We start from the raw sequence: 26,038 nt of genomic DNA, 5'->3' as shown, positions 1-26,038 counted from the left end.
TTCTTCAACAACTTCAACCACTTGCGCTTCAGATCTCTCTTCAGCGGGAGGCGAATTCTACAGCGTTACACGCTGCTGTCAACACCTCTTTTTCAACTTCCTTTTGGCTTCGATGAACTGAAGCACCTTACTGCCGAAAACCGCTTAACTCATTGTTTACCATAGAGTTTTCCGTTTCGACTGCGCCGGAAGTGGGGCGAATTATAGGCTTCCAGAATTTGGCGTCAACCATTTATTTGGTTTTTCTATCAAACTAACGAAACAGATTAAAAAACCACCAACATAGCCATCTATATATAGAAGAGACCCCCTAGACCACCCCAGCACCTCTTAGCGCGTCCACATGCAACGACCCCAAGCCCAATACCCTCTGTAAGACCTTAGCCGTATGTTCGCCCAACAAGGGAGGTGCACTTCGATACTCTACCGGCGTCTTTGACAGGCGAATTGGGCTCGCAACCTGAGGCACCATCCCTGCTAATGCATGAGGCAACTGCATCGCCAATCCGCGCGCCTTGACCTGAGGGTCGGCAAACACCTGAGCAAGATCGTTGATCGGCCCACAAGGCACACCCACTTGTTCAAGCTGCGCCACCCACTCAGCCGTTGTCTTGAACACGGTAGCCTGGCGAATCAACGGAATCAGCAGCGCACGATTGGCCACCCGCACCTTATTAGAAGAGAAGCGCGGATCATCCGCCCACTGCGGCTGACCGGCCACCTCGGCGAACTTGCGAAACTGCCCGTCATTACCCACCGTCAGGATGAAGTCACCATCGGCCGTGGGGAAGTCCTGATAAGGCACGATATTCGGATGAGCATTACCGAGGCGCTTTGGCGAGACACCTGTCGTCAGGTAATTCATCGCCTGATTAGCCAGACACGCCACCTGCACATCAAGCAAGGCCATATCGATGTGCTGCCCGCCACCGTCATGATCTCTATGCGCCAGCGCAGCCAGAATGGCCACGGTCGAGTAGAGACCCGTAAGGATGTCAGTCAATGCCACTCCCACTTTCACCGGGCCAGCACCGTCATCACCTTCGGGGCGACCGGTCAGGCTCATGAGCCCGCCCAGCCCCTGAATCATGAAGTCATAACCCGCACGCCCCGCATACGGCCCTGTCTGCCCAAAACCGGTGATGGAGCAGTAGATCAATTCAGGATTGATCTCCTTGAGCGAATCGTAATCAAGCCCATACGCCGCAAGCCCACCTACCTTGAAGTTCTCGATAAGGATGTCGGACTTGGCCGCCAGATCCCGTACCAACTTCTGCCCCTCGGGTCGCGTAAAGTCGATAGTCACCGACTCTTTATTCCGATTGGCCGACAAGTAATACGCTGCCTCACTGGTATTTTCGCCATAAGCATCCTTGAGGAACGGCGGCCCCCAGGCGCGCGTGTCGTCGCCATTACCGGGACGCTCCACCTTGATAACCTCAGCCCCAAGGTCCGCGAGAATCTGACCAGACCAGGGGCCGGCCAATACTCGCGACAAATCCAATACTCGCAAATGCGAAAGCGCGCCCATGCCCCTGCTCCTATTAATAGAACGCCTGAAGACCGGTCTGCGCACGCCCCAGAATCAAAGCGTGTACATCGTGGGTACCTTCATAGGTGTTGACCACCTCCAGGTTCACCAGATGACGCGCCACACCGAACTCGTCGGAAATGCCGTTGCCGCCCAACATGTCCCGCGCCATACGTGCAATGTCCAGGGACTTGCCACACGAGTTGCGCTTCATGATTGAGGTGATTTCCACTGCGGCCGTGCCTTCATCCTTCATGCGCCCCAAGCGCAAGCAACCTTGCAAGGCCAGCGTAATCTCGGTCTGCATGTCGGCCAGCTTCTTCTGGATCAACTGCGTCGCCGCCAAGGGTCGGCCGAACTGCTGACGATCCAGGGTGTACTGGCGAGCGGTGTGCCAGCAGAACTCTGCGGCACCCAGCGCGCCCCACGAGATACCGTAGCGCGCAGAATTAAGGCAGGTGAACGGCCCCTTTAAGCCACGCACATCCGGGAAGATGTTTTCCTCAGGCACGAATACGTTATCCATCACGATCTCACCGGTGATAGAGGCACGCAGGCCAACTTTGCCGTGTATTGCCGGTGCACTCAGGCCTTTCCAGCCTTTCTCCAGCACAAACCCACGGATATCGCCGGCGTCGTCTTTACCCCACACCACGAACACGTCCGCGATCGGACTGTTGGTGATCCACATCTTCGCGCCGGTCAGGCTGTAGCCACCGTCCACCTTGCGCGCACGAGTAATCATCGCGCCGGGATCTGACCCATGGTCAGGCTCGGTCAGACCAAAACAGCCGATCCATTCGCCGGAGGCCAGCTTCGGCAGGTACTTCTGCTTCTGCGCTTCGGTACCGAACTCATTGATCGGCACCATGACCAGCGAAGACTGCACACTCATCATCGAACGATAACCAGAGTCGACGCGCTCAACCTCGCGCGCAATCAACCCATAGCAGACGTAGTTCAGGCCGCTGCCGCCGTACTGCTCGGGGATCATCGCGCCCAGCAGGCCGGTTTCGCCCATCTCGCGAAAGATCGCAGGGTCGGTCTTTTCATGACGGAAAGCTTCGAGTACACGTGGCGCCAGTTTGTCCCGGGCAAATTGCTCAGCACTGTCGCGCACCATGCGCTCTTCTTCGGTGAGCTGTTGATCCAGCAGCAGCGGATCGATCCAGTTGAAGCTTGCCTTGCCAGCCATGAATAAGTCCTCGCAAAGAAAATCAGATGTCGTGGAGGGAGCCTAGGCCGCGAACGCGAGGAGAGCAAACGAGGTTTCCGCATAGGCTTGTGCTAATTTCTCACTTCGTAACACTAAAAAATGCGAAATATGGCTTTAACAAGTGAGAGCACGGTATATGCGCAGAAAAATCCCCAGCACAACCGCCCTTGTCAGTTTTGAAGCGGCAGCCCGCCACGAGAGCTTTACCAAGGCGGCCGTTGAGCTCTCCATTACACAAGGCGCCATCTGCCGACAGATCGCCAGCCTGGAGGAGTTTTTGAGTGTCGAGCTGTTTCGGCGCTCGCGACGCGGCGTAAAGCTAACGGAGGCTGGGCTGTCTTATAGTCGAAGAGTCGCAACGCAACTGGACGCTGTTGAGCGTGACACCCTGTCAGTGATGGGGCAGCAAGGCGCGAACACCATCGAGTTGGCCGTTGTACCCACCTTTGGGACGCAATGGTTAATCCCTCGCCTCAAGGACTTTCAACGGCGGCACCCAGAGGTGACGGTCAACCTTACGAACCGAACGCGACCTTTCCTGTTTGCAGACACTGAGTTTGACGCCGCGATTTACTTCGGCGATGCCGACTGGTCCGGCACAGAGTCCCACCGACTCATGGGAGAAAACCCCGTACCCGTGTGCAGCCCTCGACTTCTGGGTAAGCGCAAGCACTTCACCACTCAAGAGATCGCGCAGCTGCCACTGCTGCAGCAGACCACCCGCCCATACGCCTGGCGTCAATGGTTCAATGCCCAGCAATTGAACATTGCTCGCGACATGACAGGCCCACGTTACGAGCTATTCTCGATGCTGTCCCAGGCCGCGATGCATGAAATGGGCATCGCGCTGATCCCACCGTTCCTTATCCAACAGGAACTGGACGAGCAACAACTGGTGATCGCAAACCCGGAAACACTGAGCAGCTCGAAGGCTTATTACCTGATGATTCCTGACAGAAAAGTGGAGTCGGCCTCTCTGCATGCATTCAGGGACTGGCTGATTGACCAGTCGCGGAGCTACAGCCCCAGTAGATAAAGGACAAAGCAAATATTGATTCTGTAGTCAGCTAAATAATAAGCCTACAGATATACGTATATGTCGCATTTAAGCAGACTGTACCTATCGTCTTAAAAGAAGGCTTAACCCCATGATTTTCGTAGCTTACAGCGACGCCCGCGAGCCAATACCCGACTATTCACATCACCGATGAAAAAAGACACCGCCACGCAGATAATCTCCTTAATTAACTGTATTTAAAGGGATTATTTTTCATTATTGCGACAATCAGTCACAGGGTGACTTGTAGTTAATTTTTCGTCACCCATCATAATCCCTTGAAGGCCATAAAGTTCGCCTGCAAAATGCCGCGCCCCGCTGTCATTTCAGCGGGATCGTGCTGATCGGCCGCCCCAGTTGCGCCACTCGCGGCGCACTGGCCTTTTTACAAAAAGATCAAAAGCAAAAAGATCATGCAGGAGATTTGACGTGCACATTGGTGTTCCTCTCGAAACCCAGACCGGTGAAACGCGGGTGGCTGCCACCCCGGAAACCATCAAGAAGCTGATCGGCCAGGGCCATAAGGTCACTGTACAAAGCGGTGCCGGCCTTAAAGCCAGCATTGTCGACAGCGCCTATGCAACGGCAGGCGCGACCATTGGCAGCGCCAACGATGCGTTTGGCGCCGAGCTGATTCTTAAGGTGGTTGCACCCAGCGACAGCGAGCTGACGCTGATTAAAAGCGGCACCGTGTTGGTGGGCATGCTCAATCCGTTCAGCAACGAAACCATCGCCAAGCTGGCCGAGCGCGGCATCACCGCCTTCGCCCTTGAGGCTGCGCCACGCACATCCCGTGCCCAGAGCCTCGACGTATTGTCCTCACAGGCGAACATCGCCGGCTATAAAGCCGTGTTGCTGGCCGCTCACCACTACCCACGTTTTATGCCGATGCTGATGACCGCCGCCGGGACCGTGAAGGCCGCACGCGTGCTGATCCTCGGCGCTGGCGTGGCAGGCTTGCAGGCCATCGCTACGGCCAAACGCCTGGGCGCAGTGATCGAAGCGTCTGACGTGCGTCCCGCCGTGAAAGAGCAGATCGAGTCCCTGGGCGCCAAGTTCGTCGATGTGCCTTACGAAACCGACGAAGAACGCGAATGCGCCGTTGGCGTCGGCGGTTACGCCCGCCCGATGCCCGCCAGTTGGATGCAGCGCCAGGCGCTTGCCGTGCACGAACGCGCCAAGCAGGCCGATATCGTTATCACCACCGCACTGATCCCTGGCCGCAAAGCGCCAACATTGCTCAGCGCCGAGACCGTCGCGCAGATGAAACCCGGCTCGGTGGTCATCGATCTTGCTGCCGCTCAGGGGGGCAACTGCCCGCTGACAGTTGCCGACCAGGTGGTAGTGGAAAACGGCGTGATTATCTGCGGCCCGACCAACCTCGCCGGCGCCGTCGCCGCCGACGCGTCGGCCTTGTACGCGCGCAACCTGCTGGACTTCCTGAAACTGGTCTTCACCAAGGAAGGGCAGTTTGAAATCAACCTCGAAGACGACATCGTCGCCGCGTGCCTGATGTGCCGCGACAGCCAAGTCATCCGCAAAAACGCCTAAGCAGGGATTCAGACGATGGAAGAGCTTATCTCCCCCGGTATCTACAACCTGATCATCTTCGTGCTGGCGATCTATGTCGGTTATCACGTGGTCTGGAACGTCACCCCAGCCTTGCACACTCCGCTGATGGCCGTGACCAACGCCATTTCCGCGATCGTGATCGTCGGCGCCATGCTCGCCGCTGCCCTGACCGTGACCCCGCTGGGCAAGACCATGGGCACCCTGGCCGTAGCCCTGGCGGCGGTCAACGTCTTCGGCGGCTTCCTGGTTACTCGCAGGATGCTTGAGATGTTCAAGAAGAAAGCGCCCAAGGTTAAAGAAGAGGTGCAGAAATAATGAGCATGAATCTGGTAACGACGCTCTACCTGATCGCGTCGATCTGCTTCATCCAGGCCCTCAAAGGCCTGTCGCACCCCACCACGTCGCGTCGCGGCAACCTGTTCGGCATGCTCGGCATGGCGCTGGCGGTGCTCACCACCGTGGGCCTCATCTATAAGCTCGGCGCTGAGCTTGCGACGGCCGGCATCGGCTACGTGATTGTCGGCCTGCTGGTCGGCGGCACCGCCGGTTCGATCATGGCCAAACGCGTTGAAATGACCAAGATGCCGGAGCTGGTGGCGTTCATGCACAGCATGATCGGTCTGGCCGCGGTGTTCATCGCGATCGCTGCGGTGGTGGAGCCGCAATCCCTGGGCATCGTCAAACACCTGGGCGACGCGATTCCTGCGGGGAACCGCCTGGAGTTGTTCCTGGGTGCGGCCATCGGCGCTATCACCTTCTCTGGTTCGGTGATCGCCTTCGGCAAGCTCTCGGGCAAGTACAAGTTCCGCCTGTTCCAGGGCGCACCGGTACAGTTCGGTGGGCAACACAAGCTGAACCTGATGTTAGGTCTCGCGACACTGGGCCTGGGCCTGGCGTTCATGTTCACCGGCAATCTGACTGCTTTTGCGCTGATGCTGGCCCTGGCGTTCGTGCTCGGCGTGCTGATCATCATCCCAATCGGCGGCGCTGACATGCCAGTGGTCGTGTCGATGCTTAACAGCTACTCCGGCTGGGCGGCGGCGGGCATCGGCTTCTCGCTGAACAACTCGATGCTGATCATCGCCGGCTCCCTGGTGGGCTCGAGCGGCGCGATCCTGTCGTACATCATGTGCAAGGCGATGAACCGCTCGTTCTTTAATGTGCTGCTCGGCGGTTTCGGCAACACGCCGGATGCCGCAGGCCCGGCGGGCTCGAAAGAGGCGCGCCCGGTTAAATCCGGCTCGGCTGATGACGCGACCTTCTTGCTGACCAACGCCGACACCGTGATCATCGTTCCAGGCTACGGCCTGGCGGTAGCACGAGCCCAGCATGCGCTGAAGGAATTGACCGAGAAGCTGACCCATCGCGGTGTGACCGTGAAGTACGCGATCCACCCGGTGGCAGGGCGGATGCCTGGGCACATGAACGTTCTGCTGGCCGAGGCGGAAGTGCCTTACGATCAGGTGTTCGAGATGGAGGACATCAACTCCGAGTTCGGCCAGGCCGACGTGGTACTGGTGCTGGGCGCAAACGATGTAGTCAATCCGGCCGCCAAGAACGATCCGAACTCACCGATCGCAGGCATGCCGATCCTCGAAGCCTTCAAGGCCAAGACCATCATCGTCAACAAGCGCTCGATGGCCAGCGGTTACGCCGGCCTGGATAACGAACTGTTCTATCTGGACAAGACAATGATGGTCTTTGGTGACGCCAAGAAGGTCATCGAAGACATGGTCAAAGCCGTCGAGTAACACTGCTTCAGCGCAATACTCCAAACCCCAGCCTCTTGTAGGCTGGGGTTTTTTATCGCCCCACGCTTTGCATGGGAGTGGATTAAGGGAGGCAATGTGTCGCGGTTGGCATGCCCCCATGAAACCCGACCAAAGGCTCTAAATCGCTGCCTCGCATTCGACCATGGTAGCGCGCCGAAATCTTTTGAAATCACTACACTGCCCACCTTGCTTCCGTAGCCTGAGATAACAATTCATGTACCGTGATCGTATCCGCTTGCCTTCGTTGTTGAACAAGGTCATGAGCGCGGCAGACGCCGCCGCACTGATCGAAGACGGCATGACCGTCGGCATGAGCGGCTTCACCCGCGCCGGTGAAGCCAAGGCCGTCCCCCATGCACTGGCAGAGCGCGCCAAGACGTCCCCGCTGAAAATCACCCTGATGACCGGTGCCAGTCTGGGCAATGACCTGGACAAGCAACTGACCGAAGCCGGCGTACTGTCCCGACGCATGCCGTTCCAGGTCGACAGTACGTTGCGCAAGGCAATCAACGCCGGCGAGGTGATGTTTATCGACCAGCACCTGTCGGAAACCGTCGAGCAACTGCGCAACAACCAACTCAAGCTACCGGACATTGCCGTAATCGAAGCCGTCGCGATCACCGAGCAAGGGCATATCGTGCCCACCACCTCCGTGGGCAACTCGGCCAGCTTCGCGATATTCGCCAAACAAGTGATCATCGAGATCAACATGGCGCACAACCCGAACCTGGAAGGGTTGCACGACATCTATATCCCGACCTATCGCCCCACGCGCACACCGATTCCGTTGGTAAAAGTCGATGATCGCATCGGCAGCACCGCAATTCCGATCCCGCCGGAAAAAATCGTCGCCATCGTCATCACCAACCAGGCGGACTCCGCCTCCACCGTGACGCCACCGGACAGCGACACCCAAGGGATCGCCAGTCACCTGATCAACTTCCTCAAGCAGGAAGTGGACGCCGGGCGCATGACCAACAAGCTTGGCCCGCTGCAGGCCGGTATCGGCAACATCGCCAACGCGGTGATGTGCGGCCTGATCGATTCGCCATTCGAAGACCTGACCATGTATTCGGAGGTGTTGCAGGATTCGACCTTCGACCTGATCGACGCCGGCAAGCTGAGTTTCGCCTCAGGCAGCTCGATCACATTGTCTGAGCGGCGTAACACCGACGTGTTCGGCAACCTGGAACATTACAAGGACAAGCTGGTACTGCGTCCCCAGGAAATTTCAAACCATCCTGAGGTGGTGCGTCGCCTGGGCATTATCGGCATCAACACCGCGCTGGAGTTCGATATCTACGGCAACGTCAACTCCACCCATGTCTGCGGCACCCGGATGATGAACGGTATCGGCGGCTCCGGAGACTTCGCGCGCAACGCGCACCTGGCGATCTTTGTCACCAAGTCGATTGCCAAGGGCGGCGCGATTTCCAGCGTAGTGCCAATGGTCAGCCATGTAGACCACACCGAGCATGACGTGGACATTCTGGTCACTGAGGTAGGCCTTGCAGACTTGCGTGGTCTGGCGCCGCGGGAACGGGCGCGAGTCGTCATCGATAACTGTGTGCATCCGGCCTACCGCGACGCGCTGAACAGTTACTTCGAGGCAGCCTGCGCCATCGGCGGCCACACCCCGCACATCCTGCGTGAAGCACTGAGTTGGCACATTAACCTGGAAGAAACCGGGCACATGCTCAAGGCGTGATTGATACAGATCCGGGCTGATGCAAACACAGTTTCATCAGCTCGGCTGCAACGCCATCACTTAAGCAAAAAACTGTACTGCTGTACCGGTCTTTTCCTACCGAAATATCCCACAACAATACTCAAAAAAGCCTATTTCGCACTGTTTTAGTGCGGACAGGTACAGTTGCCCCATTTACGTACAGTACAGCACCCATAAACAGTTAACTGGGCCCTCACAATACAGGTGAACTGTATCTAGAGAGTCTTGCGCGGGAAGAGGATCATTGGCATCAGTTAAACCACTACCTAATCCCGCCACAAGCGGAAGGATGTCATCATGGAACGTACACTCAGTTCCGAACTGTTCTCCGAAGAAAAATCTGTAAACAACCAAGCCGCCCTGCCTTTGCGCGTTCTGGCCAACCTGATGTTGTGGCAGCGCCGCATTTCCAGCCGCCACCAACTGGCTCGCCTGGATTCGCGTCTGCTGGCTGATGCAGGTATCAGCGAAGCTCAACGTTACGAAGAGCTGAGCAAGCCGTTCTGGCGCTAATTGGCGCCCGCTGGCCCTGACCCACCGGGTCCACTGCCAGCACTGATTTTTCAAAACAAAGCCCGCCCCGAGAGATCGGTGGTGGGCTTTGTTGTTTTCGGCGTCTGCGCTTCACAGGCTCAAATTGAACAAGCGATACAGTTTCGACATAACAACAATTAACCAGTACAGATTCATGAGTCGTACAAAATCTATCCGAATTGATACGCCGCGGCCTACTATCCAAACGGCACGTGGCGAAACTCTGCGCCATCTTCATTGCTCACCTAATAGGAGTCACCCCTCATGTCCCGTCTTCGCCTGCTGAGTGCAGCTACCCTGTTGGCCCTTGCTGCCAACGCCAACGCGAGCAGCTTCATCGTGACGACCGACTCTATCGTCGGCGCGCTGAAGGCCACCTCCGACGCAACCTCAGATGCCACCTCGTCCCTGCGTGACAACAAAGTCGTGCGCGCAGCCCGTGATGACGCTGCCAGCTTTGTCGCCAGCGAAGGCGCGATCCGTGGCGTGAAGCTGGAGAGCGCCCTGGCACAGATCCGCCACCAAGCACCTCAACTCAACACCGCGACTGACGCACAACTGGCTCAAGCGATACTGGCTATCTAACCCAGAACGTAAAGGGAGCGCGGGCCGCTCCCGGACGCCTTTGCACTGGCCCTCGCCCGAGCATTGCGCTAGCCTTGGCGCTCGTTTTCAGTTGTCGAGTCCCATGGCTTTTTCATACCGCCTGTTCATTGCCCCTGTGCTGCTTTTTGTCTGCTGGTCGCCATGGGCTTCAGCCTTTGATTTGACCATCCAGAGCACCGTTGCGAGCGCATACGCCACCAGCAAGGTGACGTCGGCGCCCTTCGACCGCAAAGTCATCGTGGCCGCCCAGGATGACGCTGCCGCCTTCATCGCCACTGACGGCCGATGGCGAGGGGCACGGTTGGAGTCCGCGCTGGATTACCTGCGACGCACTCAACCAAAACTTCATGCAAGCGACCTTGAACTGGCGCAGGCAATTCTCGTCCAATAATCATCTTTGTATTTCGGAGTCATTCCATGCGTAGCCCGCTGATCGCCGCCTCCCTTGGCCTGCTGTTGTTGGCCGATGTTGCCCAGGCACAGACTCTGGTGGCCACCAGTAACATCATTGTTCGCGCCTCGGGTCGCACCATTGATTTCACGTCGGACACCACCACCTCCATCCGCGACTCCAAAGTCGTGCGCGAAGCCCACGATGACGCCGCCAGCTTTGTCGCCACCAACGGTGAAATCCGTGGCGCACAGCTTGAAGCTGCCTTCGACACCCTGCGCACCCGCCTGCCGGAAGCCCGCGACGCCAGTGACCAGACCCTCGCCGAAGCTATTCTCGCTCTGTGAGGCGACTTGTCGCCTGGCTCCTGGCCGGGTCTGTACTGCTCTGTAGCGGCGCGGCCCAGGCCGGCCTGCAACTGCGGCTCAAGACACAAGGCTTGAGCCCAGCCCAACAGCAGGCCAGCCAGGCATTGCTCGACGAGGCGATGCGTGCGTTGCCGCCGCGCTTTGTCGAGCAGTTGGACCGGCGCATCGATGTCGGCTGGACCGACAAGATGCCCGACAACGCTTACGGCCAGGCGTCGCTGGTCTCCGAGCTGGACCTCAATAGCAACCTGCTTGCCAGCCTGACCGACGGCAGTGCCGCCACCCAGAAAACCAATCGCCCCCACGGCACCGTGCGCCGGGAAATGCTCGCCACGGTGCTGCATGAACTGACCCACATCTATGACCGTGCGCGCCTGTGGCCCGCCGATGAGCGCTCGCTGATCCAGCGTTGCAGTCGCCAGAACAGCATCACCGGCCTGATCGGCCTGCCCGATCAATGCCGTGGCCAGAACGATCGCCGTTTCACCCTCAGCGATGACCCGCGCCTGCTGGACCTTGCCGGCTGGCCGCAATATGTCGGTCGTCGCGGTGAGCGCGAACAACACAATCGCCAGGTCGTGCGCAGCCCGGATATCTACGAAACCACCAGCCCGCTGGAGTTCGTCGCCGTCAATATGGAGTACTTCCTGCTGGACCCGAGCTACGCTTGCCGGCGTCCCGCACTGTTCCGCTATTACCAGCAACACTTCGGCTGGGCACCGCCTGAGCAGGACGCCTGCGCCAAGGCCTACCCATTCCTCAACGCCGGCAACGACTTCGCCAAGACGCCGTTGGGCCACGTGGACCCTGAGCGGGTCTACGAAATCGACTACCTGCTGGCCGAAGCCAACCAGAACCTCGTCAGCCGCTGGGGCCACAGCATGTTGCGCCTGGTGATCTGCGCACCCGGCCGTCCACGTGGCCCCGATTGTCGGCTGGATCTGGACCAACACCTGGTGTTGTCCTATCGCGCCTTTGTCGGCGACGTACAACTGTCGAGCTGGGACGGCCTGGTGGGTAAGTACCCATCACGTCTGTTCGTGCTGCCGCTGGCCCAGGTCATCGACGAATACACCAAGACCGAGCTGCGCGGCCTGGCCTCCGTGCCACTGAAACTCTCACGCCAGGAAATCAACGACACCGTCGAACACGCCGCAGAAATGCACTGGAGCTACGACGGCAATTACTACTTCCTGTCCAACAATTGCGCGGTCGAAAGCCTGAAACTGTTGCGCAGCGGCAGCGGTAATCCGCAATTGACCGGCCTGGACAACATCACCCCCAACGGCCTGCTCGAAGTGCTGCAAGCCCGTGGCCTGGCCGACACCAGCGTGCTGAACGACAAACGCGAAGCACTGCGCCTGGGCTACCACTTCGACTCATTCCGCGAGCGCTACCAAGCGATGTTCGACGTGCTGCGCAAACACTTGCCGATCGAACAGACCCAAGTTGAAGACTGGTTATCGCTGAGCGCCGCGCAGCGCCGTCAATGGTTCGATAGGGCCGACCTGCGCACCAGTGCCGCCTTGTTGCTATTGGAACAGGCCAGCTTTCGCAAGCAACTGATGCTGGCTCAGGACGAAGTCAAACAACGCTACCTCGGTGCCCGCGAGTTGAAAAACGGCGGCATGGAGAAGGCCAACGCCACCCTGCAACAGATCCTCGCCAACAGCGGTTTCCTCAGCCGCCCGGCGGAGTTGCTCGGCAGCGGCGGTTACGGGCTGCCGCAACCGTCAGAAGCCAGGCGCCTGGAATCGGAAAGTGCCGAGCGCCAGAAACAGCTGCAATCGTTGACCGGCGAGCTGGATAAAGAGGTGAGGGCGCTGCTGGATCCTTCCCGCGCCGCCGAGATTGCCGGCTGCGAGGCCAACCTCAAACAGGTCGGCGAACACCTGCGATCACTGCACAAAGCGGCGGGCGGCCTGGAGCTGCCCTGACTCGCATTAAAGAACAGTCCTACAAACCTCTCATCATCTGACGGCTCAGCGAAAGCTGGCTGAAAGCTTTCGCGTCTAGGATCGCCTCCACTGCCGGCAACAGACCGGCTGTTAACAACAACAATGGTGATTCCCGATGTCCGCCCGTAACCGCCTGTTAGCCCCAACTCCACCCGTACGTCTCGTGCCTTTCGTTCTGCGCTGACCGCCACCCGGTTCGCCATTCCCTAGCTGCGCTACGCCTGGAGTATTCCTATGCTGACTTTCCTTGGCTTTGCCATGGTCATCACGTTCATGTTCCTGATCATGACCAAGCGCCTGTCCGCGCTGATCGCTCTGATCATCGTCCCGATCCTGTTCGCGCTGTTCGGCGGTTTCGCACCGAAGATCGGCCCAATGATGCTCGAAGGCATCACCAAGCTCGCGCCGACCGGCGTGATGCTGATGTTCGCCATCCTTTACTTTGCCTTGATGATCGACTCCGGCCTGTTCGACCCGGCCGTGCGCAAGATTCTCAAGATGGTCAAGGGCGACCCACTGAAGGTGTCGGTCGGCACCGCCGTGCTGGCCCTGGTGGTGTCCCTCGACGGCGACGGCGCCACCACCTACATGATCTGCGTGGCGGCCATGCTGCCGCTGTACCAGCGCATCGGCATGAGCCCGCGAATCATGGCCGGCCTGATCATCCTCGCCGGTGGCGTGATGAACATGACCCCCTGGGGTGGCCCGACCGCCCGCGCCGCCAGTGCGCTGCACGTAGACCCTTCGGATATTTTCGTGCCGATGATCCCGGCCATGGCCGCCGGTGTCGTCGCGATCCTGGTGATCGCCTACATGTACGGCAAGCGCGAACGCGCACGTCTGGGTGAACTGCATCTGCAAGGCGACGATATCGACCACAGCGAGATCAGCGTGTCGCAATACCCGGACGCCCGCCGTCCAAAACTGATCTGGTTCAACGGCGCCCTGACCTTCGCCCTGATGTGCACCCTGATTGCCGGCCTGTTGCCGCTGCCGGTGCTGTTCATGGTGGCGTTCAGCATCGCGATGATCGTCAACTATCCCTGCCTGCAAATGCAGAAAGACCGCGTCGCCGCCCACGCCGGCAGCGTACTGGCGGTGGTGGGGCTGATCTTTGCTGCGGGTATTTTCACCGGGATCCTGTCAGGCACCGGCATGGTCGATGCCATGTCCAAGAGCCTGCTGGCGGTCATTCCGGAAGCCATGGGCCCGTATCTGGCAGTGATCACGGCGCTGGTGAGCATGCCGTTCACCTTCTTCATGTCTAACGATGCGTTCTACTATGGCGTACTGCCGGTATTGGCCGAAGCCGCCAGCCACTACGGTATCACCGCTGTAGAAATGGCCCGCGCCTCCATCGTTGGCCAGCCGGTGCACTTGCTCAGCCCGTTGGTACCCTCGACTTACCTGCTGGTGGCCCTGGCCGGTATCGAATTTGGTGATCACCAGCGCTTCACACTGAAGTGGGCAGTATTGGTGTGCCTGTGCATAATGTTTGCCGCATTGCTGATGGGGATTTTTCCGCTGTTCAGCACTCTATAATCGTACAACCCAACTGCGCCGGCCCTACGCCGGTGCGGTCTAACACACGCTCAAAGGAATACACATGGAATGGCTGACCAATCCGGAAATCTGGATTGCCTTCTTCACCCTGACGGCTCTCGAGATCGTCCTGGGCATCGATAACATCATCATGATTTCGATCCTGGTCAGCCGCATGCCCAAGCATATGCAGGCGCGCACCCGGATCTTCGGCCTGGCGCTGGCCATGGTCACACGCATCCTGCTGCTGCTGTCGATCACCTGGGTCATGCAACTGACCGCAGACCTGTTCGTGGTGTTTGGCCAAGGCATTTCCGGACGCGACCTGATCCTGTTCTTCGGCGGCCTGTTCCTGCTGTGGAAAAGCTCCCAGGAGATGTACCACGCCCTGGAAGGTGAAGACGAAACCCAAGACGAGCCTAAAGGCGCCGGCGGCAAGTTCATCTACACCATCATTCAGATCGCGATCATCGACATCGTGTTCTCCCTGGACTCGGTCATTACTGCCGTGGGTATGGTTTCCCACGTACCGGTCATGGTAGCCGCCATCGTCGTAGCCGTTCTGGTGATGATGCTGGCCGCGGGCACCATCAGCGAATTCATCGACAAGCACCCGTCGTTGAAAATGCTCGCACTGTCGTTCCTGCTGGTAGTGGGTACAGTGCTGATTGCTGAATCCTTCGACGTGCACGTACCAAAAGGCTACGTCTACTTCGCCATGGCGTTCTCGCTGGCGGTGGAGGCGGTAAACATCAAGATGCGTACCGCCATCGCGAAAAAGAAGAAACAGCAGGATCCGGTGAAACTGCGCAAGGACATTCCGGGTCAATAAACCTGACCCGCTGTCCAGAAGGGGCTTTCGAGCCCCTTTTTTTCGTCCGCAAAAAGCTGAATTCATGACAGTTTTGTTTCAATCCCAACTTTAGCTATGCGATGCTGGCGCACCGCCTATTCGCCAACTACAGCTTAAGTACAAGACGTAGAGCGGCACGCGGCAATACTGATTTGCTCCGTTGGAGCACACCCACACGGGGGGCCGAGCATGCTGACCTTGCTCAATCTGCTTTCCGCCGTGACCCTGCTCATTTGGGGCACGCACATCGTCCGTACCGGGATCCTGCGGGTCTACGGCTCCAACTTGCGCCAAGTCATCGGGCAGAATATGTCCAGGCGCTGGCTCGCCTTTATCGCCGGCATTCTGGTGACGGCCATGGTGCAGAGCAGCAACGCCACGGCGATGCTGGTGACGTCGTTTGTCGGCCAAGGCTTGATGGGCCTGATGCCCGCCTTGGCGACCATGCTCGGCGCCGACGTCGGTACCGCGCTGATGGCGCGGGTACTCACCTTTGACTTGTCCTGGCTGTCGCCCCTGCTGATTTTTCTCGGGGTGATCTTCTTCCTGTCGCGCAAGCAGACGCGGGCGGGGCAATTGGGGCGGGTGGGCATCGGCCTCGGCTTGATCATCCTGGCGCTGCAATTGATCGTCGAAGCCGCCGGGCCGATTACCCACGCCCAGGGCGTCAAAGTAATCTTCGCGTCGCTGACCGGCGACATCCTGCTCGATGCCCTGGTCGGCGCCTTGTTTGCGATGGTCTCCTACTCCAGCCTGGCCGCCGTCCTGCTCACAGCCACCCTGGCCGGCGCGGGCGTGATCGGTTTGCACGTGGCCATCGGCCTGGTCATCGGCGCCAACATCGGCAGCGGCGTGCTGGCCTTTCTCAGCACCAGCATGCAGAACGCCGCCGGACGCCAGGTCGCTCTGGGCAGTCTGTTATACAAACTGATCGGCCTGCTGCTGATCATTCCTGTGCTCGACCCGCTCGTACGCTGGATGGACGACTTGGATTACAGTGCCCAGGGCATGGTCATCACCTTCCATCTGCTCTACAACGTTAGCCGCTGCCTGATCCTGTTGCCCACCATCGGCCCAATGGCTCGCTTGTGCGCGTGGTTGCTGCCCGAGCGTGAAGACGCCAACGGCAAGACCAAACCGCGCCACCTGGACCCGACAGCGCTCACCACACCGAGCCTGGCCTTGGCTAACGCGGCGCGAGAAACCCTGCGACTGGGCGACTTGATCGACAACATGCTCACGTCGATGCAGGAAGTACTGCGCGGCAAACAGACCGCCATCACCCAGGAAATGCGCAGCCTCAGCGACGACGTCGAAGCCCTCTACAGCGCGATAAAGCTCTACCTGGCGCAAATGCCCCGCGAAGACCTGAGCGAGCACGACAGTCGCCGCTGGGCCGAGATCATTGAGCTGTCGATCAACCTCAAGCTCGCCGGCGACTTGATCGAACGCATGCTGCGCAAAGTCCAGCAGCAAAAAACCTCCCAGCGTCGCCAGTTCTCTGAAGTCGGCCTGGAAGAACTCACCGACCTGCACAGCCAATTGATCGCCAACCTGCGCCTGGGCCTGTCGGTGTTCCTCAGCGCCGACCCGCACAGCGCCCGCCAATTGCTGCGTGAGAAACGCCGCTTCCGCGCCCAGGAGCGCCGCCTGGCCCACGCCCACGTCAGTCGCCTGCAACGCAAGATCGTACAAAGCCTGGAGACCAGTTCCCTGCACCTGGAGCTGATTGCTGACATGAAACGCTTGAACTCGTTGTTTTGCAGCAGTGCCTATGTAGTGTTGGAAACGTCCGACACCGGCGCGCTCTCGGCCGAAGATATTGCCGACATCACGCATTCACCCTGAACGTACGATGGCCCGTGAAGTCAGTTAAAGCTGACCTCACTCGCCAGGAAGCCAGTTATGCGTCGCCTGTTATTCGCCTGCCTGCTCATGGGTTCTGCCCACGCCTTTGCCTTTGATCGCCTGCAAGTGGAGGGCTACACCTTGCCCAACGGCCTGCAGGTGTTGCTCAAACCGGGCACCGAGCGCGGGCATGTGGCTATTCGGCTGGTGGTGGGCGTAGGCCTGGACGACTTCAGTTGTGAGCAAAAAGAACTGCCACACCTGCTCGAGCATGTGCTGTTCAGTGGCATTGATGGCGGGGACGAAGGCGACCTTGAGGAGCGCATGCAAGCCCTGGGCGGCGAATGGAACGCCTACACCAGCAACGCCGACACCACTTTTGTGATTGAGGCCCCGGCGCAGAACCAGCGCAAAGTGCTCGATCTGCTGCTGGCAATCATCACCCGCACCGAACTGAACGACGCCAACATCGACGCGGCCAAAAAAGTCGTCGAACGCGAAGACGGCGGCCATTACTCGCACCTGCAACGTCTGCTCGACCGCCAGGACCTCGGCCACACCGCCAGCAATCAACTGGCGGTCGAGTTGGGGCTCAAGTGCGCCGAGCGTGCCGAGGTCGATCACCTGACCCGTGAGCAGTTGCAGATGCTGCGCAAGCGTTGGTACGCCCCCAACAACATGACGCTGATCGTCGTCGGCGAACTCGACAAACTGCTACCGGCCTACCTGGAGCGCACCTACGGCGAGCTCGACCCGGTCGACCCCACCGAACACCTGCCGCTGCCAGCGATCCAGCACACGGCCCTCGACCATCGCGAACTGATCCATGGCTGGGTCGGCGACGGCGCCAAACTGCACTGGCTGCTCCCGGAACCGGTGCTGGACGACCAGCACGATGAAACCTACGACCTGCTCAAGGACTACCTCGACTGGGCGCTGTACCGCCAACTGCGCCTCAAGCACGGTTTGTCCTACGGCCCACACAGCGAGCGCGAAGTTCTCGGCGGCGTCGGCTTTCTCAGCCTCAATGCCGATCTGGAGCGGGACAAGCTGCCCGAAGCCGAACAGGCAATGCGCGACCTCACCGCGCAACTGCTCAAGGAAGGCCTCGACCCAGTCACCTTCGCCCGCCTGCAACAGGCCGCTATCGCGCGACAAGCCTGGGCCGTGCAGGGCAACAGCGCCTTGGCCGACTACTATTGGGCGGCGGCGGCCGACTACGACAAAGGTCGCTTCAGCGACCCGGTCAAACGCATCAAGGCCGTCAACCTGGACGGGGCCAACCAGGCCATGCGCCAGGTACTCCAGCAACCCGGGTATTGGCGTATCGAAAAGCCGCTGCTCAGCTACGACATGCTCAATTGGCTCGGCGCCGGTGTACTTGGCCTGATCGCCTTTGTAATGATCGGCGTGCGGGTTTATCGCAAACGGATCGCGTAATGAGACACCGAACACGGGCCTAAGACGTTATTCTGTCTGGGATTTTTTCCTACAAAGACTGTGACCCGCCGAATGCCGAACCTGACCCACTACATCCAGCGCATCCTCGAATTGATGAAGCGCTACCCAGGGGTGATCGCACTCGGCGGTTTCATTTCGGGTGTCTGCAGCTTCATCCTGGTGGACCGCCAGCAGGGCATGGCCAGCTGGATCGCGGTGATCATGCTGGTGAGCTGGCTGTGGCTGATGCTGGAGAACAGCTTTACCCAGCTGTTTACCAAAGTGTTTAAGCGGGAAATCCCCGAACCGCTGCTGCGCTACGCCACCCAGATGATCCACCAGGAAAGCCTGTTCTTTGTGCTGCCGTTCTTTTTTGTCACCACCGCCTGGAACAGCGGCCAGTCGATCTTTACCGGCCTGCTGGGCGCCGCCGCGCTGGTGTCGATCATCGATCCGCTGTACTACAAATGGCTGGCCCCCAAGCGCTCGCTGTTCCTGGCGTTGCACACCCTGACCCTGTTCGCCGCACTGCTTACCGCGCTGCCGATCATCCTGCACCTGACCACTGCCCAGAGCTACAAACTCGCCCTCGGCGTAGCCATGGTTTTGTCGATCCCTAGCCTGGCGGTCAGCCTGCCGCTGCGCAGCCTCAAAGGCTGGGCGATGTTGCTGGGGGTCACGGCCGCCATCGGCTGCGCGGGCTGGTTTCTGCGCAGTTGGGTACCACCGGCCACACTGTGGATGACTGAAGTGGCCATCAGCACCCAGCTGCAAGACCGCACACCCGGCGACGACCTCAAGGACGTCAACGCCGCCCAGCTGCGTAGCGGTGGGCTGTACGCCTACACCGCGATCAACGCGCCGCGCGGGCTCGACGAGCGGATCTACCACGTGTGGAAATTCAACGGTAAAGAAGTCGACCGCATCGCTTTGGATATCCACGGTGGGCGCAAGGAGGGCTACCGCGCCTGGACCCACAAGCAGAACTTCCCCGCCGATGCGGCGGGCCGCTGGCAAGTGCAGGTGCTCACCGAAGACGGTCAGGTGATCGGCGTGCTGCGCTTCAAAGTCACTGAGACAGCACAAACGGACAACCCCAAGTAGGCTGGATCGTGCTATTACGTAGCAATTGTGGATAGCCAATACAAGCTCGGAGCTTATGACCAGTAGCACCACGCCCGGCGCAGCCCACCTCGATACGTCCAGCGTGCCTCCGTTACTGCGGATTACGGGGGACTGGACGCTTGCCCACTACGCAAACCTGAAAAAGCTGTCGGACAAACTCGACGGCCAGTACGACGCCGGCGCGCGCATCGACCTCAACGGCCTCGGTGCCCTGGATACCGCCGGCGCCTCGTTGTTGGTGGAACTGCTGGGGCCGACCCGAATCGAGCAATCCGCCGAGCAGACCGATTGCAGCCTGTCTGCCGCTGACCGCGCACTGCTCAAGACCGTCTACCGCTCGTTGAATGACTTTTGCGTACCGGATAAAGCCCCCGAAGAAGCCACCGGCATCCAACTCCTGGCACGCATCGGCCGCGCGGTAGATACGGTTTGGCAGGACAGCAAGCAGTTGCTGGGATTTATCGGCCTGATCCTCGAAACCTTCGCCCGAGGCATTTTCCGCCCTAAGCGCTGGCGCCTCACGCCGATGGTTGCGCATCTGGAACAGGTCGGCCTCGACGCCGCGCCCATCGTGGCCTTGCTGACCTTTCTGGTGGGCGCTGTGGTGGCATTTCTCGGCGCCACCGTGCTCAAGAGTTTCGGCGCGACGATCTTTACCGTGGACCTGGTGGCGTTTTCCTTCCTGCGCGAATTCGGCGTGCTGCTCACCGCGATCCTGATCGCCGGTCGCACCGCCAGCGCATTCACCGCACAAATCGGCTCCATGAAAGCCAACGAAGAAATCGACGCTATCCGCACCTTGGGTCTGGACCCGATGGAGCTGCTGGTATTGCCCCGCGTGCTGGCCTTGCTCGTAGCGCTGCCGATGCTGACCTTCCTGGCGATGCTCTCGGGCATCATCGGCGGGGGCGTCGTATGCGCAGTGGCCTTGGATATTTCGCCGGCGATGTTTCTCTCGTTGCTGCAATCGGACATTGGCGTTCAGCATTTCCTGGTGGGCATGGCGAAAGCGCCGATCTTTGCCTTCCTGATCGCGGCCATCGGCTGCCTGGAAGGCTTTAAGGTCAGCGGCAGTGCCGAATCGGTCGGCGCGCACACCACCTCCAGCGTGGTGCAATCGATCTTTGTGGTGATCGTGCTGGATGCGGTGGCCGCGTTGTTCTTCATGGAGATGAGCTGGTGAGCCGTTTACACCGGGCGCCCACCGAGGCGGTGATCCAGGTACGCGGCCTGTGCAATCGCTTTGGTAGCCAGAGCGTGCATGAAAACCTCGACCTGGACTTATACAAGGGCGAAATCCTCGCCGTCGTCGGCGGCTCCGGCAGCGGCAAATCGGTGTTGCTGCGCAGTATCGTCGGCCTGCGCCGACCCAGCGAAGGCGAGGTGCGGGTGTTCGGCAAGAACCTGCCAAGCTTGCCCGAGCAGGAACGCTCCCTGGTGGAACGACGCTTTGGCGTGCTGTTCCAGAAGGGCGCGCTGTTCTCCTCGCTGACCGTCACCGAAAACGTCGCACTGCCGCTGATCGAACACGCCGGCCTCAGCCGCCGGGATGCCGAGCACCTGGCGGCGGTCAAACTTGCGCTGGCCGGGCTGCCGCTGTCGGCCGCCGACAAGTACCCGGCCTCGCTGTCCGGCGGCATGATCAAGCGCGCCGCCCTGGCCCGGGCCCTGGCGCTGGACCCGGACATCCTGTTCCTCGATGAACCCACCGCGGGCCTCGACCCGATCGGCGCGGCGCAATTCGACCAGTTGATCCTGACCCTGCGCGACGCGCTGGGCCTGAGTGTGTTCCTGGTCACCCATGACCTCGACACGCTGTACACCATCACCGACCGCGTGGCGGTGCTGGCGCAGAAGAAAGTGCTGGTGGCCGATGCCATCGATGTCGTCTCGGAAACGAACGACGCCTGGATTCACGAATATTTCCACGGCCCTCGGGGCCGCGCGGCATTGGATGCCGCTCAACCGCTCAACGAGGTATGACATGGAAACCCGAGCCCATCATGTGATGATCGGTCTGTTCAGCGTAATCGTGGTGGTCGGCGCGATGCTGTTTGGCCTGTGGCTGGCCAAATCCAGCGTCGACAGCGCCTTCCAGGATTACGAAGTGATCTTCAACGAGGCGGTCAGCGGCCTGTCCCAGGGCAGTTCGGTGCAATACAGCGGGATCAAGGTGGGCGATGTGATCAGCCTGAGCCTGGACCCTAAAGACCCGCGCCGCGTACTGGCGCGCATTCGCCTGGCCGGGCAAACACCGATCAAGGAAGACACCCAGGCCAAGCTGGCGCTGACCGGCATCACCGGCACCTCAATCATCCAGCTCAGCGGCGGTACCCCGCAAAGCCCGGTGCTCAAGGGCAAGGACGGCAACCTGCCGCAGATCATCGCCTCGCCTTCGCCCATCGCGCGACTGCTGAACAACAGCAACGACCTGATGACCGGCATCAACCTGCTGCTGCACAACGCCAACGCGATGTTCTCCTCAGAGAACGTCGACCGCCTGAGCAAGACCCTGGATAACCTGCAACTGACCACGGGTGCGATTGCCGACCAACGCGGTGATATCAAGATGGTGATGCAGCAGCTGATGCAAGTGAGCAAACAGGCCAGCGCCGCCCTGGAGCAGACCACGGTGCTGATGCGCAATGCCAACGGCCTGCTCAACGATCAGGGCAAGCAGGCCTTCGGCAGCGCCGAGCAGGCGATGAAGTCCCTTGAGCAAAGCACCGCCACCATTAACTCCTTGCTCAACGACAACAAGGCCTCGGTGAACAGTGGCATGCAGGGCCTCAATGAACTGGCCCCGGCCGTGCGCGAACTACGCGAAACCCTCGGTTCGTTGCGCGCCATTTCCCGCCGCCTGGAAGCCAACCCCAGCGGTTATCTGCTGGGCAGCGATAAGAACAAGGAGTTCACGCCATGAAGCGTGCTTACCAAATGATTGCCCCTGTAGCTTTGGCCCTGATCAGCGCTTGCTCGATCCTGCCCAAGGCCGACCCTTCGGACGTGTATCGCCTGGCCGCCGCCCAGACCGTCACGCAAGGCACGCCGGTGAACTGGTCGCTGCGACTGACCAAACCGCAGACCAGCGAGTTCCTCGACAGCCCACGCATTGCCGTGGTGCCCAATGGCGATCTGATCAGCAGCTATGCAAACGCGCGCTGGAGCGATCCAGCGCCGGTGCTGTTGCGCAATCGCCTGCTGGACGGCTTTCAGCGTGACGGTCGGGTGACGCTGTTGAGCACCGACGAGACCAACTTGCAGGCCGACTATGAACTGGGAGGGCAGTTGCAAGCGTTTCAAAGCGAGTATCTGGGCAGTGCGGTAGAGGTGGTGATACGTCTCGACGCGCGGCTGGTGCGTGGACGTGACCAACGGATTATCGCCAGTCAGCGGTTTGAAGTGCGCCAGCCAGTGGCAGATACCAAAGTGCCTGCGGTGGTGGCCGCTTTTGGGCACGCCGCGGATCAATTGAACAGGCAGGTGGTGGATTGGGTCGTGGCCCAGGGCAACAGATCAGCCAGAGACTGACGGCATCGCAGGCCGCCGACTCGCCTGCGAGATCAATCTGAGCGTCAACCAAAGAACCAGTAGCACACCGCAATTGCCGCCACGACGCCGGCAAACTCCGCCAGCAATGCACACCCCACCGCGTGCCTGGCCCGCTGAATCCCCACCGAGCCGAAATACACGGCCAACACATAAAAGGTGGTTTCGGTACTGCCTTGGATCGTCGCCGCGACCAATGCCGGGAAGCTATCGACGCCCTGGCTCTGCATGGTCTCGATCAGCATCGCCCGCGCCGCACTGCCGGAGAACGGCTTGACCATGGCCGTCGGCAGCGCGTCGACGAAGCGCGTGTCCATGCCCGTCCACGCCACCACATGGCGAATGCCTTCCAGGCCGAACTCCAGGGCCCCGGAGGCGCGCAGCACGCCCACGGCGCAGAGCATCGCGACCAGGTAGGGCAGCAGGTTCCTGGCCACATCGAAGCCTTCTTTGGCGCCTTCGACAAACGTTTCGTACACCTTCACCTTGCGCAAGGCGCCGATCAGCAGGAACAGCATGATCAGGCCAAACAACGTGAGGTTGCCGAGGATCGACGACAAACCGGCCAAGGCCGTGGCAGACAAGGTCGCCAGCAACGCCATAAAGCCACCCAACACCAGCGCGCCTGGAATCAGGTAGGCCAGCACCACCGGGTCCCACAAGCGCAGGCGCTGCATCACAGCCACCGAGAGCAGGCCCACCAGGGTCGAGGCACTGGTGGCCAGCAGAATCGGCAGGAACACCAGCGTCGGGTCGGCAGCGCCTTGCTGGGCGCGGTACATAAAGATGGTCACCGGCAACAGCGTCAACGAGGATGCGTTAAGCACCAGGAACAGGATCTGCGCGTTACTGGCGGTGTTGGGGATAGGGTTGAGTTCCTGCAACGCCTTCATGGCTTTCAGGCCGATGGGCGTTGCCGCGTTGTCCAGGCCCAAGCCGTTGGCGGCGAAGTTGAGGGTGATCAAACCGATAGCCGGATGGCCGGCCGGCACTTCCGGCATCAGGCGGCGAAACAGCGGACCCAGAGCCTTTGCCAGCCAATCGACGATGCCGGCTTTCTCGGCAATGCGCAAAAAGCCCAACCACAAGGTCAGGGTGCCGAACAGCAGCACCATCACTTCCACCGACAACTTGGCCATGGCGAAAATGCTTTCCACCATGGCCGCAAAAATCCCGGCGTTACCGCCGACCAGCCATTGCGCCAGTGCTGACACCATTGCCACAACAAAGAAGCCAAGCCACAGGCCATTGAGCATCAGTTAAATCCCCCGAAAGATGGGGCGAATGATAGCGGGGCTGGCAGAAACGACAAACCCCGGATTTCCCGGGGTTTGTCTCAGAGCCGTCGTGCTGTCAGCCGCGAGTGGCCTGGGCGGTCGGTAAAGCTTCTTTGCTGCGCCAGTGCGGCAGAGAGTTCCAGTAGCGGGCGCCCTTGGCGTCGTCGTACATGCCTTCCCAGCGCGAGATCACCAACACCGCCAGGGCGTTGCCGATCACATTGAGGGCGGTACGCGCCATGTCCATGACGCGGTCGACACCGGCGATGAACGCCAGTCCTTCGAGCGGGATACCCACACTGCCCAGGGTCGCCAGCAGCACCACAAAGGACACACCCGGTACACCGGCGATACCTTTGGAGGTGACCATCAGGGTCAGCACCAGCATCAGTTGCTGGCCGATCGACAGGTCGATGCCGTACAGCTGGGCGATAAAGATTGCCGCGATGCTCTGGTACAGGGTCGAACCGTCGAGGTTAAAGGAGTAACCGGTCGGTACCACGAAGCTGCAGATGGCCTTCGGCGCGCCATAGGCCTCCATCTTCTCGATCACGCGCGGCAGCACGGTTTCGGAGCTGGCGGTGGAATACGCCAGCACCAGTTCATCCTTGAAGATGCGGATCAGCTTGAGGATCGAGAAGCCGAACAGGCGGGCGATCAGGCCCAATACCGCAAAGGCGAAGAACAGGATCGCGACGTAAACCAGGATCACCAGCTTGGCCAGCGGCAGCAACGAGGCGAAGCCAAAGTTGGCGACGGTCACCGCGATCAGTGCGAAGACGCCGATCGGGGCGTACTTCATGATCATGTGGGTCACTTTGAACATGCTCTCGGACACGCCCTGGAACAGCGTCACCAGCGGCTCGCGCAGCTCAGGCTTGAGGCTCGACAAGCCCAGGCCGAACAGTACAGAGAAGAAGATGATCGGCAGCATTTCGCCACGGGCGACGGCGGCGAAGATATTCGAGGGGATCAGGTTGAGGATGGTCTGGATGAACGCATGCTCATGCTGCACTTCAGCGGCGGTCGCCTGGTACTTGGAGATATCCACCGTCCCCAGGGTGCTCATGTCGATGCCGGCGCCCGGATGGAAGATATTGGCCAACAGCAGGCCGACCACGATGGCGATGGTGGTGACGATTTCGAAGTAAAGGATGGTTTTGACGCCGATGCGACCGAGTTTTTTCGCGTCACCGACACCGGCGATGCCGACGATCAGCGAGGAAATCACAATCGGGATCACGATCATCTTGATCAGGCGGATAAAGATATCGCCTGCCGGCTGCAGCACGTTGCTGATCCACCAGGCCTTCTCGGCACTGAAATGGTTGAGCACTGCACCGATTGCAATCCCCAGCACCAAACCGATGAGGATCTGCCAGGCGAGGCTTAGCTTTGCCTTCTTCATGTCATTACCCTTACTTCAAGTGAACTTAAGGCAAATGCGCCAGCTGGAACGCTCGAGAGCGAAAAAGTGTGTGCATCTGCCTCCATGAAAGGTCACCGCAGCGTGGCCGAAATGGCTTACTGGCAGGCGAAAAAAGGCGCAACTATTCCGATGCAAGGGAGCGCCGTCTAATGCCGTAAACGCCTACCCCATGCCGAATCGGCATGACTCTTTTTGATAATAACTGTCCGATCGGTCAGTTCAAATGCGACATTTTGTCAGG

General features: G+C 59.8%; 23 protein-coding genes. 19 read left to right on the top strand and 4 right to left on the bottom strand.

Annotated elements, in window-relative coordinates; all coding sequences use genetic code 11:
- Positions 1-310 precede the first annotated feature (310 nt).
- Together KZX66_RS21895 and KZX66_RS21890 are read right to left on the bottom strand one after the other, a co-directional pair.
- On the bottom strand, positions 311-1,531 hold the full coding sequence (locus KZX66_RS21895) for a CaiB/BaiF CoA-transferase family protein (RefSeq protein WP_248083354.1): 1,221 nt from the start codon (positions 1,529-1,531) through the stop codon (positions 311-313).
- 13 nt (positions 1,532-1,544) lie between these two features.
- A complete protein-coding gene (locus KZX66_RS21890) occupies positions 1,545-2,726 on the bottom strand; it encodes an acyl-CoA dehydrogenase (RefSeq protein WP_248083353.1) in 1,182 nt (393 codons plus the stop codon).
- 157 nt (positions 2,727-2,883) lie between these two features.
- Between KZX66_RS21890 and KZX66_RS21885 the strand changes: the two genes are divergently transcribed.
- From KZX66_RS21885 to lptE, 19 genes are all read left to right on the top strand, one after another.
- Entirely contained in the window at positions 2,884-3,783 is a 900-nt protein-coding gene (locus tag KZX66_RS21885) for a LysR family transcriptional regulator (protein ID WP_248083352.1), read from the top strand.
- A 450-nt stretch (positions 3,784-4,233) separates the two neighbouring features.
- The gene (locus KZX66_RS21880; RefSeq protein WP_248083351.1) at positions 4,234-5,355 is read left to right on the top strand and encodes a Re/Si-specific NAD(P)(+) transhydrogenase subunit alpha; all 1,122 of its coding nucleotides are present in this window, start codon (positions 4,234-4,236) and stop codon (positions 5,353-5,355) included.
- A 15-nt stretch (positions 5,356-5,370) separates the two neighbouring features.
- Positions 5,371-5,691: an NAD(P) transhydrogenase subunit alpha gene (locus tag KZX66_RS21875; RefSeq protein ID WP_025854291.1), complete on the top strand. Its 321-nt coding sequence runs from the start codon at positions 5,371-5,373 to the stop codon at positions 5,689-5,691.
- On the top strand, positions 5,691-7,127 hold the full coding sequence (locus tag KZX66_RS21870; protein ID WP_248083350.1) for an NAD(P)(+) transhydrogenase (Re/Si-specific) subunit beta: 1,437 nt from the start codon (positions 5,691-5,693) through the stop codon (positions 7,125-7,127). Before KZX66_RS21875 ends, KZX66_RS21870 begins: the two co-directional genes overlap by 1 nt.
- Positions 7,128-7,362: 235 nt before the next feature.
- A complete protein-coding gene (locus KZX66_RS21865) occupies positions 7,363-8,856 on the top strand; it encodes an acetyl-CoA hydrolase/transferase family protein (RefSeq protein WP_248083349.1) in 1,494 nt (497 codons plus the stop codon).
- A 318-nt stretch (positions 8,857-9,174) separates the two neighbouring features.
- Positions 9,175-9,390, top strand: coding sequence for a DUF1127 domain-containing protein (locus KZX66_RS21860; RefSeq protein ID WP_248083348.1), 216 nt, complete (start codon positions 9,175-9,177; stop codon positions 9,388-9,390).
- 285 nt (positions 9,391-9,675) lie between these two features.
- Positions 9,676-9,996, top strand: coding sequence for a DUF2388 domain-containing protein (locus KZX66_RS21855; RefSeq protein WP_248083347.1), 321 nt, complete (start codon positions 9,676-9,678; stop codon positions 9,994-9,996).
- A gap of 103 nt (positions 9,997-10,099) precedes the next feature.
- Positions 10,100-10,408, top strand: a complete 309-nt coding sequence (locus tag KZX66_RS21850) for a DUF2388 domain-containing protein (protein ID WP_248083346.1) — start codon at positions 10,100-10,102, stop codon at positions 10,406-10,408.
- Between the two features lie 26 nt (positions 10,409-10,434).
- Positions 10,435-10,755, top strand: coding sequence for a DUF2388 domain-containing protein (locus KZX66_RS21845; protein WP_248083345.1), 321 nt, complete (start codon positions 10,435-10,437; stop codon positions 10,753-10,755).
- Complete coding sequence (locus tag KZX66_RS21840) at positions 10,752-12,713, top strand: DUF4105 domain-containing protein (RefSeq protein WP_248083344.1); 1,962 nt, start codon at positions 10,752-10,754, stop codon at positions 12,711-12,713. Before KZX66_RS21845 ends, KZX66_RS21840 begins: the two co-directional genes overlap by 4 nt.
- Before the next feature lie 255 nt (positions 12,714-12,968).
- Positions 12,969-14,276, top strand: a complete 1,308-nt coding sequence (locus KZX66_RS21835; RefSeq protein WP_248083343.1) for a CitMHS family transporter — start codon at positions 12,969-12,971, stop codon at positions 14,274-14,276.
- 64 nt (positions 14,277-14,340) lie between these two features.
- A complete protein-coding gene (locus KZX66_RS21830) occupies positions 14,341-15,108 on the top strand; it encodes a TerC family protein (protein ID WP_003187403.1) in 768 nt (255 codons plus the stop codon).
- A gap of 210 nt (positions 15,109-15,318) precedes the next feature.
- A complete protein-coding gene (locus KZX66_RS21825; RefSeq protein WP_248083342.1) occupies positions 15,319-16,977 on the top strand; it encodes a Na/Pi cotransporter family protein in 1,659 nt (552 codons plus the stop codon).
- 57 nt (positions 16,978-17,034) lie between these two features.
- Positions 17,035-18,417 (top strand): pitrilysin family protein, encoded by a 1,383-nt coding sequence (locus KZX66_RS21820; protein ID WP_248083341.1) that lies wholly within the window; start codon positions 17,035-17,037, stop codon positions 18,415-18,417.
- 72 nt (positions 18,418-18,489) lie between these two features.
- Entirely contained in the window at positions 18,490-19,521 is a 1,032-nt protein-coding gene (locus KZX66_RS21815; RefSeq protein ID WP_248083340.1) for a DUF5924 family protein, read from the top strand.
- A gap of 55 nt (positions 19,522-19,576) precedes the next feature.
- Positions 19,577-20,725 carry an ABC transporter permease gene (locus KZX66_RS21810; protein ID WP_248083339.1) on the top strand — a complete coding sequence of 383 codons (1,149 nt, stop codon included), beginning with the start codon at positions 19,577-19,579 and terminating at the stop codon, positions 20,723-20,725.
- A complete protein-coding gene (locus KZX66_RS21805; RefSeq protein WP_248083338.1) occupies positions 20,722-21,525 on the top strand; it encodes an ABC transporter ATP-binding protein in 804 nt (267 codons plus the stop codon). Before KZX66_RS21810 ends, KZX66_RS21805 begins: the two co-directional genes overlap by 4 nt.
- A 1-nt stretch (position 21,526) precedes the next feature.
- Positions 21,527-22,465, top strand: a complete 939-nt coding sequence (locus tag KZX66_RS21800) for an MlaD family protein (RefSeq protein ID WP_248083337.1) — start codon at positions 21,527-21,529, stop codon at positions 22,463-22,465.
- Positions 22,462-23,073, top strand: coding sequence for an LPS assembly lipoprotein LptE (gene lptE, locus KZX66_RS21795; protein ID WP_248083336.1), 612 nt, complete (start codon positions 22,462-22,464; stop codon positions 23,071-23,073). Before KZX66_RS21800 ends, lptE begins: the two co-directional genes overlap by 4 nt.
- Before the next feature lie 44 nt (positions 23,074-23,117).
- On the opposite strand, the gene KZX66_RS21790 is transcribed toward lptE, so the two are convergent.
- Complete coding sequence (locus tag KZX66_RS21790; RefSeq protein WP_248083335.1) at positions 23,118-24,347, bottom strand: spore maturation protein; 1,230 nt, start codon at positions 24,345-24,347, stop codon at positions 23,118-23,120.
- Positions 24,348-24,444: 97 nt separating this feature from the next.
- Complete coding sequence (gene gltP / locus KZX66_RS21785) at positions 24,445-25,776, bottom strand: glutamate/aspartate:proton symporter GltP (RefSeq protein ID WP_248083334.1); 1,332 nt, start codon at positions 25,774-25,776, stop codon at positions 24,445-24,447.
- Positions 25,777-26,038 lie beyond the last annotated feature (262 nt).

It is taken from the genome of Pseudomonas sp. EYE_354 (assembly GCF_023148575.1).
Lineage (GTDB): Bacteria > Pseudomonadota > Gammaproteobacteria > Pseudomonadales > Pseudomonadaceae > Aquipseudomonas.
This window is presented reverse-complemented; position numbering and strand designations above follow the sequence as displayed.